The 16,464-nt window shown below is 72.8% G+C and carries 11 protein-coding genes; 2 read left to right on the top strand and 9 right to left on the bottom strand.

What is annotated here, in order from left to right; genetic code table 11:
* Window positions 1-43: 43 nt before the first annotated feature.
* Window positions 44-430, bottom strand: coding sequence for a VOC family protein (locus tag WME79_RS22410; protein ID WP_437538770.1), 387 nt, complete (start codon window positions 428-430; stop codon window positions 44-46).
* A gap of 283 nt (window positions 431-713) precedes the next feature.
* Between WME79_RS22410 and WME79_RS22405 the strand changes: the two genes are divergently transcribed.
* Complete coding sequence (locus tag WME79_RS22405) at window positions 714-2,546, top strand: M2 family metallopeptidase (RefSeq protein ID WP_437538768.1); 1,833 nt, start codon at window positions 714-716, stop codon at window positions 2,544-2,546.
* 15 nt (window positions 2,547-2,561) lie between these two features.
* Here WME79_RS22405 and WME79_RS22400 read toward each other — a convergent pair whose 3' ends face one another.
* The 6 genes from WME79_RS22400 to WME79_RS22375 all read right to left on the bottom strand — a co-directional run bounded on the left by WME79_RS22400 (window position 2,562) and on the right by WME79_RS22375 (window position 9,091).
* Complete coding sequence (locus tag WME79_RS22400; protein ID WP_437538766.1) at window positions 2,562-3,383, bottom strand: GNAT family N-acetyltransferase; 822 nt, start codon at window positions 3,381-3,383, stop codon at window positions 2,562-2,564.
* Between the two features lie 286 nt (window positions 3,384-3,669).
* On the bottom strand, window positions 3,670-4,131 hold the full coding sequence (locus WME79_RS22395) for a hypothetical protein (protein ID WP_437538764.1): 462 nt from the start codon (window positions 4,129-4,131) through the stop codon (window positions 3,670-3,672).
* Between the two features lie 409 nt (window positions 4,132-4,540).
* A complete protein-coding gene (locus tag WME79_RS22390; protein ID WP_437538763.1) occupies window positions 4,541-5,767 on the bottom strand; it encodes a ferritin-like domain-containing protein in 1,227 nt (408 codons plus the stop codon).
* Between the two features lie 71 nt (window positions 5,768-5,838).
* Window positions 5,839-7,131 (bottom strand): cytochrome P450, encoded by a 1,293-nt coding sequence (locus tag WME79_RS22385; protein WP_437538761.1) that lies wholly within the window; start codon window positions 7,129-7,131, stop codon window positions 5,839-5,841.
* 302 nt (window positions 7,132-7,433) lie between these two features.
* The gene (locus tag WME79_RS22380; protein WP_437538759.1) at window positions 7,434-7,787 is read right to left on the bottom strand and encodes a hypothetical protein; all 354 of its coding nucleotides are present in this window, start codon (window positions 7,785-7,787) and stop codon (window positions 7,434-7,436) included.
* A gap of 617 nt (window positions 7,788-8,404) precedes the next feature.
* Window positions 8,405-9,091, bottom strand: coding sequence for a DUF1349 domain-containing protein (locus WME79_RS22375; RefSeq protein ID WP_437538757.1), 687 nt, complete (start codon window positions 9,089-9,091; stop codon window positions 8,405-8,407).
* 394 nt (window positions 9,092-9,485) lie between these two features.
* On the opposite strand from WME79_RS22375, the gene WME79_RS22370 reads away from it, so the two are divergent.
* Window positions 9,486-9,668: a hypothetical protein gene (locus WME79_RS22370; RefSeq protein ID WP_437538755.1), complete on the top strand. Its 183-nt coding sequence runs from the start codon at window positions 9,486-9,488 to the stop codon at window positions 9,666-9,668.
* 19 nt (window positions 9,669-9,687) lie between these two features.
* Here WME79_RS22370 and WME79_RS22365 read toward each other — a convergent pair whose 3' ends face one another.
* Together WME79_RS22365 and WME79_RS22360 are read right to left on the bottom strand one after the other, a co-directional pair.
* A complete protein-coding gene (locus WME79_RS22365) occupies window positions 9,688-14,295 on the bottom strand; it encodes a HEAT repeat domain-containing protein (protein WP_437538753.1) in 4,608 nt (1,535 codons plus the stop codon).
* A gap of 143 nt (window positions 14,296-14,438) precedes the next feature.
* Complete coding sequence (locus tag WME79_RS22360) at window positions 14,439-15,998, bottom strand: hypothetical protein (RefSeq protein WP_437538752.1); 1,560 nt, start codon at window positions 15,996-15,998, stop codon at window positions 14,439-14,441.
* Window positions 15,999-16,464 lie beyond the last annotated feature (466 nt).

The raw sequence follows: 16,464 nt of genomic DNA, 5'->3' as shown, positions 1-16,464 counted from the left end.
TCATCGGGGAGGGGCTCTTTCCCCCGACAGAACGATCGCTCCGTCATCCACCGCCGCTGCCGTAAGGGCGGGTGATGATCTCGAGGAAGTGCCCGGCGGGATCAGGGAAATAGACGCCGCGCCCGCCGTCATGGTGGTTGATCTCCCCGGGGTGCTGCGCTCTGGGATCTGCCCAGTACGGGATCTGGCGTTCGCGGATTCGACCGAAGATCGCGTCGAACTCGGCCTCGCTGACCAGGAAGGCGAGGTGCTGAGAGCGGATCTCGTCGGCGGTGTCCATGAAGTCGAGCGTGACGTCATTGTCGAGCCGTACCGTCAAGAAGTGCCCGAACGGCACAGGCGCCGAGAGGCCCAGGATCTCGGTCAAAAAGGCGGCGGACGTCGTCTTGTCCCGCGCCGGGATGATGGTGTGATTGAGCTGGACGGCCATGCTCGCTTCCTCCCTTCCGTGGGCGGTTGCCCACCTCCGGCGGATCTTGAGCGATCTCGCGACGAGGGGCCACCTCCAGGCTGGCGCGATGACCTGGATCGAGCGGACTTTGCCGCCTCTCGGCCCTCGCCGCGGCGCGCCTGAGAGGATTGCTGGAGCCGGCGAGCGGCCTTAGGAGCCCCACCAGGATCGCGGCGCCGAAGCGCACCCCGCGCCCTCTGCGCGTCCGGGGTGGAGGGACGGTTTCACGCCGGAGCTGTCCGCGATCGAGGAGCGGCGGGAAATGGTGCGCATTCCGATGTTCGTCGTCGCCTTGCCCTGCAGCATGCTCGCGCTCACGGCGGCCTGCTCCGAGCCCACCCCGCCCACGCCGCCGGAGCCCGTCCCCGACCCAGCGGCGGAGGAGGCCGCGCGGTTCATCGATGCGGCCGAGGCGGAGCTGCACGAGCTCAGCACCTACAACAACCGCGCGGCGTGGGTGGCGGCGACGTACATCACCGTCGACACCGAGATCCTCTCGGCCGCGGCGAGCGCGAAGCTGCTCGGGGTGCAGGCCGATTACGCGAAGCGGGCCGCCCGCTTCCTCGGCCTCGATCTGCCCTATGACGTCCGCCGCCGGCTCGAGCTCCTGCGAACGTCCCTCACGCTCTACGCGCCCGCCGATCCCGCGAAAACGAAGGAGGTCGCGACCATCGCGTCGAGGCTGGAGGCGATGTACGGAGCGGGCAAGTACTGCCCCGCGGGCGGCCAGTGCCTCGATCTCGAGGAGCTGAGCAGGATCCTCGCGAAGAGCCGCGACCCCGAGGAGCTGAAGCGGGCGTGGGTCGGCTGGCACACGGTCTCTGCCCCCATGCGCGGCGATTTCACGCGGCTCGTCCAGCTGGCGAACGAGGGCGCCCGCGAGCTCCGGTTCAAGGACACAGGCGACGCGTGGCGCTCAAAATTCGAGATGCGGCCCGGCGTGCTGTCGCGGGAGGTCGATCGCCTCTGGGGGCAGGTCAAGCCGCTCTATGACGCGCTCCACTGCTACGCGCGGGGCCGGCTCGCCGCGAAGTACGGCGAGGACATCGTGCCCGGCAAGGGCCCCATCCGGGCCGATCTGCTCGGCAACATGTGGGCGCAGGAGTGGAGCAACATCTACGATCTCATGGAGCCCGAGGGCGCCGCGCCGATCTACGATCTCGACGCGGCGCTGCAGGCGAAGGGGTACACGCCGATCGAGATGGTGAAGACGGGAGAGCGCTTCTTCGTCTCGCTCGGGTTCGAGCCGCTCCCGGCCACCTTCTGGGAGCGGTCGCTCTTCGTCAAGCCGGCGGATCGCGACGTCGTCTGTCACGCGAGCGCGTGGAACATCGACGACGACGAGGATCTGCGCATCAAGATGTGCATCGAAATCACGGCCGGCGACTTCCAGACGATCCACCACGAGCTCGGCCACAGCTTCTACCAGCGGGCGTACAATCACCTGCCGCTCCTGTACCGCGACAGTCCCAACCCCGCGTTTCACGAGGCCATCGGCGACACGATCGGGCTCTCGGTCAGTCCGGAGTACCTCCAGCGGATCGGGCTCGTGGACCAGCTGCCCCCCGCCTCCAGCGACCTCTCGCTCCTCCTCCGCGAGGCCCTCGGCAAGATCGCCTTCCTGCCGTTCGCTGTCTCGGTCGACCGCTGGCGCTGGGGGGTGTTCTCGGGGGACATCCAGCCGGCGGGATACAACAAGGCCTATTGGGAGCTCCGGAGGAGGTACCAGGGGGTCGTGCCGCCGGTGCCCCGCTCCGAGTCAGACTTCGATCCTGGCGCGAAGTACCATGTGGCGGCGAGCGTCCCTTACATCCGGTACTTCTTCGCCCATCTCCTCCAGTTCCAGTTCCACCGCGCGCTCTGCGAGGCAGCGGGGTACAAGGGGCCGCTCCATCGCTGCACGATCTACGGCAGCGAGAAGGCCGGCGAGCGCCTCCGGCGGATGCTGGAGATGGGGCGGAGCCGCCCGTGGCCGGACGCGCTCGAGGTGGTGACGGGATCGCGGCGGATGGATGCGACAGCGATGCTCGACTACTTCGGGCCGCTCAAGGACTGGCTCGACCAGCAGAACCGCGGCAAGACGTGCGGGTGGTAGGCGGGGCGCGCGGGATCAGGCCTGCGGCGGCGGCAGGTAGTCCGCCGGCGGCGTGTAGAAGGCGAAGCGCGTGACCGCGTGGTAGCCCATCACTTCGTACACGGGCCGCCCCAGGTCCGTCGCGTGGAGGACGGTCTTCTGGGCGCCGGTGGCGCTCAGCGCGTCGTCGAGACAGCAGCGCATCACCGCCTCGGCGTAGCCTTTGCGCCTGTGCTCGGCTGCGGTGGCGACGAAGCCCACGTACCGGATCCCCTCCACCATGAACGTCGCCGCGCAGCATACCGGCTCGTCGCCCATGTAGCCGACCCGCCCGAACGCCCGGTCGTCCCACAACGCCTCGTGGGCCAGGGCGGCGCGCCCGGTGGGGAGGGGGAGGCTGTAGGCGATGGAGTTGAGATCGGCGACTGCCGCGCGCGTCTCGGCGTCGCCCACGCGCCTGAGCTCCAGGCCGGCGATCTCCCGCCGCGGGGTGGGGAGCGCGTCGGCCACCATGCCCATGATCGACACCGCAGGCTGGAAGCCGAGCCCGGCCAGGAGCTCGGCGGCCGCCTCCGCGTCACCGCCGGGCGCCCAGCTGTCGGACAGCGCGAAGAACCAGGGAACGCCGCCGGTCCGGGCGAGCTCGGCGCCGATGCGCGCGCGGCGCTCCAGATCCGTGAGGTTGCCGGCCGGCGAGGAGAGCGTGGCGATGTTGAGCAGGGCCATGTCCGTGCCCGAGAGGATGACGGAGACGCCGTCCGTTTGCTCGATCCGGTGGCCGGGGAGGCAGCGGCTGAAGTGGATCCAGGCGGCCAGGAACTGCGCGTTGCACTCTGCGATCTCGCTCGGGTCGGGCATGGGAGACCTCCTCTGGACCGAGATATACAGGGCCGGGCGCCAGGCGATCGAGCTTTCGCCGCCGAGCGTGCGGGCCCTACGGCGCTGCCGTGGCTGTCGGCTCGGCAGCAGCAGGGCGCTTTGGCGGGGCAGGATGACCCGATTGATACTGACGGATCAGGGCGCCGGATGTGACGAAGTCAACACGAAGGCGCCAATCCCAAAGGATGCAGACCGGAGAGCGGAGGTGCGCCGACGGGCGCGAGGGGGCCGAGGTCAGCGCCGCTCGTCCCCGCCTCGGGCGGCCTCACGGCTCGACCGACCCCAGCGTGTGGCAGTTGTTGCACGAGAAGTCGCCATTGCCGGTCGTGGGGTCGTACTGGACGCGCTGGAGCAGGCTGGCCATCTCGGGCACGACCTTCTCGAACATGAAGGTGCTCCACTCCGCGCGCTCGGGGTGCTCCGGGTCTTGCACGTACTCGAGGAACCCCTCCTCGGTGCCGGGCAACACGGCGATCTCCGGGCTCGGCATGGCGTAGGCGCGCGTGGCCCCGTCGGCGCCGTGGCACGTCGCGCAGTCCATGGTCTCGAACGCCGGGTCGTACGCCACGAACACCTCCTTCATCCGCGGCAGGACGTCGCTGTTCATGTACGCGACGCGCTGCTCGAAGGTCATGTCCTTCCACGCGGTCGGCTCCGGATCGGTGGAGTCCTCCGCGCCACCGCACGCGGCGACGAACAGGCACGCTGCCATCGAGACGCGCCTCATGACCGCGCTCCTCGTCCGGTGATCGGAACGCGGCGGTGCGTGATCCGGCTGCTCTCGCGCTGCCTTCGCGTCGTGGGTGGCCGGTTCCGCGGTGATCATGGATCGCATGTCGTATCTCCTCTCGTGGGTCGAGCTGGTTCGATGTAGGTCGTCCGGACGGCACTGACCGGATGCGCCCTGGTTCTACCGTCACGACGAACGGGCGGGCCCGAGATCGACACGCTCAGCGATGTTTTTTTGCTGCCGCCATCTGTCGATAACTGCTTGAAACTGCTGGGTCATGAGCGCGCCATTGCGGCGAGCCTCAACGTCGACTGACGTCGACTGATGTCCACTGACGCCGGCTGATATCGGCTGATCTCGACTGACGCGGACCGGGGCAGGGGCAGGGATGCTTTCTTGGATCCTCTCACGAGGGCGACGCCGCGGCGCCGGGGCTCGGGTCGGGCGAGGGAGCGGAGAGGGGCGCGGACAACAGCGCCTCTGCGCACGGCGCGATCACGTCGCGCACGGCGTCCAGGTGGCAGCGCGCCCGCTCCGCCTCGGTGAGCCGGCCGTGGTCGCGCCATGCAGCGGCGTCGATCCCCGCCCGCTCGCCGAGGCGCACGCCGCGCACCTCGGCGAGCGCCTCGGCGAACGCGCGCGCCACGGCCGCGCGCGCCGGCTCGCCGCCGCGCGCCACGGCCCAGCGCACGAACGCCCAGGCGAGCTCGGCGTGAGCGGCCTCGTCGGCCGCGATCCTGTCGAGGGTACGGTGCGCCTCGGGGTCACGCGCGCGGTCCCGCTGCGCGCTGGCCAGGAGCGCGGCGAGCGTCTCGCCCACGCAGCCCTCGCGCACCGCGCTGGCCGCGGCGCCGGCGAGCGTGGGCGCGCCGAGCGCGCCATCCATGGCCAGCGTCCCCGGGCCGAGCGGCCGGCCGGCGTAGCGGCTCGCGAGCGTGAAGCACGCCCTCGCGTGCTGCAGCTCGTCCGACAGGGCGCGCTGCGCGGCGTCGATCAGGGCGGGCGGCGCGCCGAGGGCGAGCAGATCGAGCGTGAAGCGCGCGAAGGACGCGATCGATGCGTGCTCGAGGCGCGCGTCGGCGAGCCACGCCTCCGCGAGGGCGGCGCGCGTCACGGGATCGAGCGCGGTCATGTCGTCCGCCGCAGGATCGAGCACCCAGTCGGCGCGCGCCTCGACGCCGGCCAGGCGCGGCTCGCCGCCCACGAGGAACGGGCGGCCGCAGGCGCCGATGCCCGGGTCGTCGACGTCGTAGCAGCACTGGCCGTCTTCCAGCCGGCCATTCTCGTAGCTCACGCAGGATACGGGGTTCGGATGGTAGTCGCTCGGGCAGGCCTCGGCGCTCCCTCCCGCGCCGCCGGCCCCGCCGCCCCCGTCGCCGGCGTTTGCCTGGATCTCTTCCAGCGAGAAGCACCTCGTCTGGACGCTGCTCTGACCGCCGGCGCCGCCCTGACCGCCAGCGCCGCCCTGACCCGCCGCGCTACCCTGACCGCCAGCGCCGCCCTGACCGTTGGCACCCGTACCTGTCTCCGTGCCCTCCACGGCGCCATCGAGGCAGCCGACAGCCAGCGACAGGCCGGTGAACATGCCGGCTCCCACGATGTGCATGATGCGCGCGCGAAGATCTCTTGTCATGGGGCTTTGCCTCCTGCGATGTACCGTCCCTCGGCACAGCATCAGGATGTTTCCTGATCCCCGGGACGCGGTCACGCCGCGCCGAGCGTCACCGGCACGGCCGTGGGCTTGCGGAAGAACAGGCTGGGCGCGTAGCTCGGCCGCGCCGCGGCGGCGAGGCGCAGCCCGGGGAACGCCGCGCGCAGCGCCTGCACGGCGCACCGCACCTCGATGCGCGCGAGGGGAGCGCCGATGCACGTGTGGATCCCCCAGCCGAAGCCGAGGTGTCGCCCGCGCGGGGTGGCGACGGGGCGGGTCACGTCGAACCGCTCCGGGCTCGGGAAGACCGCGGGGTCGTGGTTGGCGGCCCCGAAGAAGGTGAACGCCGTGGCGCCCGCGGGGATCTCGACGCCGCCGACGACCGCGGGCGCCGTCGCGCGCCGCGGCTCCATCTGCACGGGCGCGTCGATCCGGAGCGTCTCCTCGATCGCCGCCTGGAGCAGCGCCGCGTCGCTGCCGATGGCGTCCCAGAGCGCGGGCGCCTCGAGCAGGCGGTGCACGAGCGAGCCGATCAGGCTCGCGACGGTCTCGTAGCCGGCGAAGAACAGGACGATGATATGGGAGATCATCTCGTCGACCGACAGCGGCGCCTCGCCGTCGATGCGGGCGCCGATCAGGGCGGTGATGAGATCGTCGGCGGGCTCGGCGCGGCGCCGCTCGATGAGAGCGGTCAGGTAGCGCTCGTAGGAGACGAACCGCCGCGCCGCCTCCACCTTTCGCGCCGTGTCGGCCGTCGGATCGTAGAGCGTGAACCGCTCGTCCTGGCAGGCCCTGAGCAGCGGCGCGTCCTCGAGCGGTATCCCGACGAGGGCGGCGCTCATCTGCAAGGGGAGCGGGAAGGCGAGCGCCTGCATCAGATCTACCGGTCCGCTGCCGAGCTCCATGGCGCTCACGAGCGCGTCCGCGGCCCGAGCGATCGCCGGCTCGAGGGAGGCGACCCTCGCTGGCGTGAACCCCTTGGAGAACAGCGCCCGCGCGCGCGTGTGCCCGGGAGGATCGTTGTTGAAGAGCGCCGGCGGCATCTCGTACACGCCCTGCTTGAGCTCGGCGATCACCTCCGGCGGCAGATCCGGCGGCAGGTCGAGGATGTGCGCTGAAGAGAACAGGACCGGCTCGCGGAGCACCTGCGTGAGCTCGGCGTGGCCCGTGACGAGGTAGGCGGAGAACGCCTCGCTGTAAGCGACCGGCGCCTCCCGGTGGGCCGCCTGATAGAACGCGCGCGCGGGGTCGTCTGTATAACCCGGCGAGAAGGGCTGGAACAGCGCGCCGACCCGGCGCGCGCTCTCGCTGACCGGTGGCCCCTGAGGGGTGTTCTCGTCAAGCATCGGTCCCGAGCGTACCGGGTCCGGTGAGCGAGGGAAACAGCCCGGGAGATCAGTAGAACGCCCACGAGGCCGTCCAGGGGCACGGAATCCGCGCGCGCGGCGCCCGGCGCGCAGGCGCAGACCAGGACCGCGGCGATGGTCATGCTCGCGGCGCGGCGTGCGGAGGGGCCAGCGTGCACCACGCGAATGGTTCGCGGCGTTGAGCGGGCCACTACCACCCTCGGCGCCGCCTCGAGCTCGATCAGGTGGTCACGCTCTGCCGGGCCGTCCCGCTACGCGCGGCCGCCGGATGGGATGGGATTCTAGAGGTCCTGGATGAAATCACATCCGATGCTTCTGCCGAGAGAGTGGCAATGGATGGCGGTCTCCGGCGCCAGGTCCGTGCGATGGATGTTGGGAGTCCGGTAACAGGTGGACTGGTCATTGCCGACGATGATGTACGCCCACCGCCTCCCCGTCGGGGTGGGGCCCGACATCGTGCAATCGAGCCTGGTCCCTGCCACGAAGCCGTTCACGATCGCTTGCTCGGTCTCGCCGGCTTCTTCGCTGTCGACCGACGGATCCATGGAACCCACGCACGCCGAGCCGGTGACGCAGACGAGCCCTGTCACGAGCGCCATGCCGAGCCAGTTCTGGAGATTGCGACGATTGCTCATACTTCCCCTCTTTCTACGGCGGAGACTCGTTGCGGTGGAGCCCCGGTGGTCACCGTTCGCGAGCCTCGTCGGATTGACGAGCAAGAGCTATGCTCGGGGCGTCTGTCACCCGGCGCTACAGCGTCACTGGCCTGACTTCAGATATCGATACATCTCCGCTCCCGGGGCAAAATCGTGCGACATGGACGCGGAGGACGTCACGAGATACAGGGAAGCGCGCGACATCGAAGATGGATAAGGTCGCCAGGGACACGCCGCCTGGCGACAGGACATGGAGAACGCCGTCAGGGCCGAGGTACGGCGGGACAGGGGCGAGGCACGGTGCGCCAGGGACAAGACGCGACGTGCCAGGGACACCCGGGCGCGCCTTCGCCTGTCCCAGGAGCGACAAGCGGGTTGAAACCGCCTGAAAAGATCAAAATTTCGAGCCGCCAAGGCGCCAAGGACGCCAAATAATGTTCTGTTCTTGGCGTCCTTGGCGCCTTGGCGGCTTATTTCTCGCTTGAACGACGTGAGCGCTGCTTCCGCACCGCCGTCACGCCGGATCCTGCGCGATCACGAGCGCCGCGGGGGATCGCGCAGGACGAGGCCGCGCGCATCAGCGCGCGGCCCGTGCTTCACAGCACGTGCGGGAGCGGCAAGGCGATCCCGGTGAGCGGCGGCATCTGGCCGGCGCGCGCCAGCGCATCGCCGTACGCGGCGTCTCCGCTGCGGAGGTCGCCGAGCCGGCGCGGCGCGAAGCGGATGTCGTCGAAGACCGCGGTGCAGCCGTCGCCTGCCGGCGACTGGGCCGAGAAGCCGACAGCGAGCTCCGCCGTGCTGCCCAGCGAGAAGCTGCGGACGAGGTGCCATGTCGTCCCGTCGGTGGAGGCGTGGAACGCGCACACCCGCCCGAGCCGCGAGACGCGCAGCCAGACGTGATCCGCGTCGACGTCGAAGGAGCGGCGGTCGTCCGACAGGCCGCGGGTCACCACGGAGACGACCGTCGGGGCGCCCTCCGGCGAGCGCTCGAAGCAGAGCTTCGCCCACGAGCGCTCGTGCGCCCAGAGGAGCAGCACGCCGGCGTCGCGCACCGCCGAGAAGCCCACGGTCACCCGTGCGCTGGCAAGGAAGTCCCCGTGAGGCGTCCCGAGCAGGCGCGGCGCGTTGAGGGCGCCCCTTGTGCGCTCCGGATCGAGGAACAGGTCGGTCTTGCCGCCTGCTGTGACGGTCAAGCTCGACGCTTTCCCGGCACTCCAGCTCCTGGGCGGTACCTCCCAGCGGAGCGGCGTGGGCCACGGCGTTAGGTGTACAGGTTCGCTCACCTCGTCTCCCTCCCCTGCATCGCGTCGATGGTACCGGAGTGTGCTCCTGTGTTGTCGTGGAATCGTTTCGGTGTGTATGGAGGATCTCGGTTCTATGCGAATTACCGTCCCTCTGATCTCCTGCTGTTTGGTTGGAATCCTGGCGGGGTGTTTGAAACCGAAGCATGGACCGCCCGAGTTCCTGCTCGGTGCGAAGGCGGTGCGGACGCCGCCTGGTCGCGATGATGACCGGGACGAGAACCCCGGCACCGGGGTTAGCGGCACCGGGTATGCGGACGCCGCGGTCGCCCTCGCCGGTGCGGCCGGGTCGACCGTCGCAAACCGCGCGGTGTACGACACTTGTTACGCGGCGTGTCCAACCGGGACGGCGTGCGACGCAGCCACGGGGATGTGTGTGCGACAGCCGTGCGGGGGGAAATGTCCGGCCGACTACCGCTGCAGGGTCGTCGAGGGGAAGGAGACGTGCGTCCTCGGTGAGCCCGATCGCGGCGTGGCGTCGCCGCCGGCCGCGCCCGGGGCAGGGGAGCTCGGGCCGGGAGGGACGCCCGGGGCCGCGCCGGGGCCGCGAGTGAACTGAGGAGCGGCGCCCCGCTCGATCACCGCCCCTCGATCCGCCGGATCACTTCTGCATAGACCTCGCGCCGGTCCGGCCGCGCGCGGCCCAGCGCGTCCTTGAGCGCGGAGATCGCCGGCGCGCCCACGTGCCCGAGCCCCTCCGCGGCCGCGCGGCGGACGACCGCGTGCGGGTGCAGGAGCAGGCCCACGATCGCGGGGAGCGCCGGCGGCCACGGCGCAAAACAGAGGATCCGGATCGCCGAGCGGACCACGTCCGGCAGCGGATCCGAGAGGAGCGAGCACGTCGCGCGCAGGTAGGCGGCGCGATCGACCGCGTCGCGGAGCAGCCGGTGCGCGTGGAGCCGCACCCGGGGGCGCCGATCGCCGAGCACCTCCACGAGCAGCGCTGCGAGCTCCCCGTCGGGCGCCCCGGCCAGCGCCGAGAGCGCCCGGCGGGCCTGCTCCGCGTCCCCTGCGCGCGCGAGCCGCACGAGCTCCTGCCGCGCCGGACCTCGGTCGCTCGCCTCGAGTGCGCGCGGCTCCGGGCGCGCGCGCAGCGCTTCCAGCGCCCGCGCGTCCTCGGCCGCGCGTCCCCCTCCGGGCGGCCGGAGCGGGCCATCGTCGAGGGAGAGCTGCCCGGCCAGATCGGCGCGCCCCTCGGCGCGGAGGCGCTCCACCACGGCCTCGAGCTCCGGCGTCCGGAGCAGCCGCTCGCTCGCGACCAGATCGAGGTAGCCCCACGCCCCCTGCCGGAGGCGATCGACCAGGCGAGCCGCCCGCGCGTCAGGAGCGACGCGGCGGATCGCCTGGGCCGCCGCCGCGCGCGTCGCCGGCGCGCCCGACTCCCACCACGAGAGCAGCTGCGGGAACAGGCGCTCCGCTTCCGGCGGCATCAGCAGGTCCGCGAGGCGCGCCGCGCGCTCCCGGCGCGCCTCGTCGGCCGGGTCGCCCCGGAGCTCTTCCTCGGAGAGATCGAGCAGCGAGGGCGCCAGGAAGGGAAGCCCCAGGACGCGGTCCACGCCGTCCAGGTCGCCGCGCAGGTAGGCCCGCAGCGCGGCGGCGCGGGCGTCGGGCTCCGGCCACGCGAGGAGCGCGGCGGCGGCCTTGCTCCGGAGCTCGGGCGCGGGCGCGGCCAGCATCGACAGCAGGCGCTCGCGGAGCGCGGCCGAGCGCGGCTGGTCGAGATCGGACGGCCGGGGCACCCGCGCGTCGCCGCTCGGCGCGGCCGCCTGCTCGGCGAGGGTCCAGGGCGGCGCGCCGATCGGCTGCAGCGACTCCATCCAGTCGAGCAGCGCCGCCCGCGCCGGCTCGGCCGCGGCCGGGAACACCTCGATGAGGGCGGCGAGCTGCGCGCGCGAGCCGAGGCCGCCGCGCGGCCCCGCCCGGAGCGCCGCGAGCGCCGCCGGATCCATCGCCGCGGCCCTGAGCGCCGCCCGCCACGCCGCCGCGCCCGCGGGATCCTCGCCATCGCCCGCCTCCGCCGTCGCCCCGAACGCCTCGCGCAGGATCGCCGGCTCGGCCGTCCACGGATCGGCGGCGGCGCGCGCCATCGCGAGCGCCTGATCGACGTCGGCGCGCCCGAGGATCACCCCGCACCGCCGCAGCAGCGCGAGCGGCGATCGGCGCGCCCCCGGCGCCGGCGCGAGCCCGCGCACGCGCGCCGCGACGCCGAGCGCCTCGGCGCGCGCGAGCTCAGGCGCCGCCTCCTCGAGCAGCGGGAGCAGCCCGTCGCGCAGATCGGCCGCCGCCGCCGCGAGCCCATCGAGCAGCGCCGCGGCGTGCCGGGCGTACAGGCGCGCCTCGGCGGGCGACCACGGGGCGGTGGACGCGCGGACGAGCAGCCGGAGCGCCGCGTCACGCAGCGCCGGCTCGTCCGCTGCCAGGCGGAGCCACTCAGGCGCGAGCTTCCGCAGGGCGGCGAGCCATCGCTGCGTCAGCGCCGCCTGCCGCTCGAGCAGGCCCCGCGCCGTCGCGTCGTCCCAGCCGTCGCGGGCGAGCGCGGCAGCGAGCGCGTCCGCGGCGCCTGGTGGAGGCGCGGCGCCTGGGCGCGCTCGCTCGCGGGCGGCGAGGCCGTGCGCCTCGAGCTCCACGGCGAGCTCGTCGGCGGTCCCGGAGGCGAGGGCGATCTCGCCATCGAGCACCCGCTCGAGCAGCCGCGCCGCCGCGGCCGATCCCTGGCGGAGCCCGCTACGGATCGCCTGCGCCGACAGCTTGCCGCTCAGGGCATCGAGCAGCCGGTCGCGGGCGCGCTCGTCCTCCACGGCCCCTGCGGCGGCGAGGATCGTCGCCTCGCACGCCGGCCCGACGATCGCCCGCAGCGCGGCCTCGAGCGCCGCCCGCAGCCCCGGGTTGTCGTGGCGGCCGAGCCAGAAGACGAGCTTCGGCACGGCCTCGGGCCCGCCCGCCCGCGCCAGCGCCTCGGCCGCCGTCTTCTTGATGCTCATGTTCGGGTGATCGAGGCACGCGGCGATGGCGGGGCAGGCCCAGCGCGCCTCCATGCCCCCGAGCGCGCGCAGCGCCTGCCTCGCCGTCTGCACGTCGCCCGCGCCCGTGAGGAGCGTCAGGCTGGCCGAGAGCGCCTCGGCCCCGTCCTCGGCGAGCAGCGCGATCACGCGCTTGCGCACGCGGGGATCGCGATGGCGGAGCAAGCGCGGGACGCACGACCGCGCGGCCTGACCGCGCGTCGAGCGCAGCAGATCGACGAGGAGCGCGCGCTCGCCTGCGGACACGCCGGATCGGTCGAGGAGGTCGAGCGCGAGGCTCGCGAGCAGCGCGTCGCCGGCAGCGCTCTCGCTCGTGGCGTCGAGGAGGCAGACAGGCCGGATCTTCCGGCGCTGGTGGAGCCGCCGCCCGAGGCCGCGGATCGCCTCCGCGACATCGTCCGGGATCGCCGGCTCCGCGGGCCGCGCGGGGCCCCAGTCGAGGTCGCGATCGGGCGGCTCGGCTGGCCCGCCAGGGGCCCACGCAGCGGCGTGGTCCGCCGCGATCCGGAGCAGCAGATCCGCGATCGCCGGGAGGGCGCTCGCGTCGCCCGCGCGCGCGAGCGCCCTGAGCGCGTCCGCTGGCGTGCACCGCTTCACCGCGCGCTGGAGCACCGCGAGCTCCGCCGCCTCGGCCCCGGCGAGGTCGGCGGCGATCTCGGCCGGCAGGTCCCGGGGGTTCAGTCGGGCGACGAGCGCGCGCCGGTCCGCCGGATCCTCCGTCAGGTGCCAGAGCAGCGCCGCGGCGCGGTGGCGCTCGCCTCGGAGGTGCGGGGCGATGGCCGCGCCTGCGCCGCCCTGGCCGAGCGCGGCCCGGAGCGCATCCACCGTGCGTGGGCCGCCGATCGCGGCGAGCGCGTCCAGGGCCGCGGCGGGCGCGCGCGGCAGGGCGGCGAGCACGTCGTCCTCCGCGGCGGCGTGGCGCAGGGCGCCCAGCGCGCGCAGGAAGGGCGCGGGCGAGGGCGCGTCGCGGAGCTTCTCGGTGAGCGCGTCGCCGAGCGGGAGATCCGCCGCGCCCTGCCGCGCCATGGCGACGATGATCTCGGCGCGGCGCGGCCAGCTCGCGTCGCTGCCCGGCGCCGCGGCGAGCTCCGACAAAAGCGCGCGCCGGCAGGTGAAGGCGATCACCGCGACGTCTTCCGCGGCGATCGTGGGATCGGCGAGGGCGAGGTCGAGCAGGGCCGCCGCGTGCTCCGGGGCGGGGAAGTGCCCGCGCCGGTGCAGCGCGCGCAGGCAGGCGATCGCGCTCGGGCCGAGCAGCAGCGGATCGCCCGCCGCGGTGTCCAGGATGGCGCCGACGTCCTCGCGGGTCGCGTGCTCGCCGAGGAGCGTGAGCGCCCGCTGCCGGAGCCGCGGCGGCGCGTCCTCGCGCGAGACGAACGCGCGCAGCGCGGCGCCCTCGCCATGGCGCGCCGCCGTCTCCAGCGCGGCGGCGGCCACCTCGGGGGCGCCGCCAAGGAGCTGCCCCAGGCGCGCGACCGGGAGCGGCGCGCCGGCGAGGACGGCCCAGGGCGCGGCGAGCTCGCGCAACGCGCCGGCGACGATCGCGGGCGCCGCCGCGTCGAGCAGCGCGGCGAGCACCGCGCGCGCCTGCTCGGGCGCGAGCAGCGCCGCATGCAGGCAGCGCCGGGTGAGGTCGAGCGCCGCGGCGGCGAGGACCGGATCGCGACGGGCCGCGAGCTCGGGGAGGAGCGCCTCGGGCGCGGGGATCTCGGCCGGATCGAGCGCGTGGAGCGCCTGGTAGAGGAGCTCGCCGGCGGGCTCGCCGCGGACGACCTCCGGCCGCGTGAGGATCTCGGTCCGGAGCCACGCGACGCGAACGGCCGCGGGGAGCGAGGCCTCGCGCCACGCCGGGAGGCGCTGCTCCGGGAGGGAAGGCCAGAGCTCGCGGTAGAGCCCGGCGAGGAGCAGCGCGACCTCCGGCGTCCTGTCGAGTGTGCGCAGCGTGCGCGGGAGCAGCGCCGCGAGCTCTCGCCGCCCAGCGCTGCCCTCGCGCCGGGCGGCCTGGGCCATCCGCGTGAGCCCGAGGTACCGCACACGCTCGTCCTCGTGCTTCACGAGCTGGGAGAGCATCTCCTTGCTGCAGCGCGCCTCGTCGACGTGCTCGGCGAGCCACCGCACGTCCGCGCGGCGGAGCGCCGCGGCGAACGTCTCGTCCAGGTGCACCATGGCGGCGCCATCGTAGACCGGCGCGCGGCGGCGCGGCGCCGGCAAAGCGATCGCCAGCGCCTGGTCACCGACGCCGTCGGCGCGCGGTCACCGCGATGGCCGGCGCCAGATCATCGAGGGTGTCGGCGCGCGGTCATTCAGAGTCACTCCGACGGCCTGCTCCCCGTCACGGCAGCGCGCGACAGATTGAGCAGCGCCTTCGCGCGCGAGTACGCGATGTACGGGTTGTCCGTGGAGCCGCCCAGATCGTCGGCGTCTTCCCCTGGGCCCTGCGCCCTCACCGGGAGCCAGAGGTAGTCGGGGTGCAGCTGCTTGCCGTTGATGCCGTTGACCAGGGAGGGGTTCCTGATCCACTCGCCGCCGATCACCGCCAGCCGATCGTCGAGCTCGAGCACGTAGTGGAGCTCCACGTTCAGGACAGGGATGTTGCGCTGCGCGGGGGGCTGGAGGAGCTGCTCGGGGCTCACCTCGTCCGAGACCATCCCGTAGCGCCCGCTGACGCGGACGAAGCGCCTCGCGTACGGGTTGAACCGGTAATTGTAGCAATCCGCTCCCTGGAACCCGCCGTTACAGACGAGCCGCGCTGCCTCCTGCGCGCTCACCTCCGCCATCGTGTCGATGCTGAACGACGTGACCGGGTAGCTCCACACCTCGCGGTGCCATGTGTAGTCGACGACGAACGCGCGCCGCGCCCGCGCGCTCGACGTCGAGCTGATGGAACTCGCGCCCAGGCCGAGGAGGCCAGTCATGGCGATGTGCATCGTCGCGGGGTTCAGGTCGCGGCACGCCGGATCGACGGGCCTGCCGTACTGATCGCGCTGGACCAGGTCCTCCCGCGTCTCGCAGCGCCGCCCGGACACCGTGGCCGAGTCGCTGTGGTACAGCTCGGTCATGAGCGCCTCGATATCGGCGGTGCGGAACAGGATGCACCCCGTCTCGGCCGAAGCGCACGTGGTCACCTTGCCGCCCGAGAGCTTCACGCGGATGTCGCGCTGCGGCGGCCCGCCGTCCTCGGCGACGACATAGGCCGCCCAGCCGTTGCAGTGTCCCCACCAGTACTCCGGGGTCACCCCTTGATACAGGCCGTGGTGCTTCAGCTCCCAGTACGTCGTCGGCCCCGCCACCTGCGTCGCCCGGGGAGCGCGCAGCCCGTCAGCCCGGCCCGCCCCGGAGGTGATTGCGTACGCGGGCGGATCGAGGGACCGGCCCTGTCCCGCGTAGAACAGGAGATCGTACTTCTCGGCCGGAGATAGATTGTCTGGATCGGACGTCAGATCGCCGTAGTCCTTGACCGCGGAGTTCCACCGATCCGCGATTCCGTTCTTGTTTTGCGGCCACCACTGCGAGGCGAAGGGGCCCGTGGACTGGCCTTGCAGCAGGCTCGAGTTCAGCGCCACGTACGACCCCCTGAGCTCCGGATGCAGGCTCGTGGGCAGATTCGCGCCGTCGATGGCCTCTCGCGTCCCGGTCAGCGGGATGAGGAGCGTGTGCGAGCCGCCGAGGATCTGCCCGGTCTCGGGCGAGAAGTCGAGCACATACGGTATCGTTCCACCCTCGATGAAGCGCGCTGTCTCCAGCCGCGCGCCGCTCTGTATCTGTGGAGCGGCCACGCCTTCACGTGGCGGCTCTTGCTGATCCAGGTCCATACAGCCCAGCGCGAGAACCGCTGAGCCCACCGCCATCGCCCCGATACGCATTGTCATGGCCGCTCCCCCCCGACGCCTACCCTGTGCCACCTGCGTCGCCGGTGTCTGCAGAGGTCAGGCCAGCGGAGAGGAGGATGCGTCGCGCAATCGATGCACGCGCGCGGCACGCGCGCGCAGCCGTGCTGCATTGAAGGTCTTGTTAGTCCTTTGCGTACTCCTTTGCGCGCGGGCGCATGCGCTCCAGACGGCCGATGGTGCGCTCACGCGCCTCTGGCCCGCGCACCCTGAGCATCCACGGCGAGCTTTCGCCCGGGATGGTCTCTTGCGGCGTCACGTCCTCGTGCGAGGCGAGCTCGTGGCGCGCGACCTCGACCGGCGGCCCGCACGCCGGGCACGGCCGGTGGGCGTGCCACGCGTCAGACCAGGGGGCTCCACATCCTCGCGATCCTCGCGCCCTGGGCGGTCCTGTCGTCTCGCGACGTGGCGGGCGGCCGATACCTCGGACGTTTCGGCGCCGCACCGG

This window comes from Sorangium sp. So ce726 (genome assembly GCF_051521405.1).
In the GTDB taxonomy this organism is placed as follows: domain Bacteria; phylum Myxococcota_A; class Polyangia; order Polyangiales; family Polyangiaceae; genus Sorangium.
This window is presented reverse-complemented; position numbering and strand designations above follow the sequence as displayed.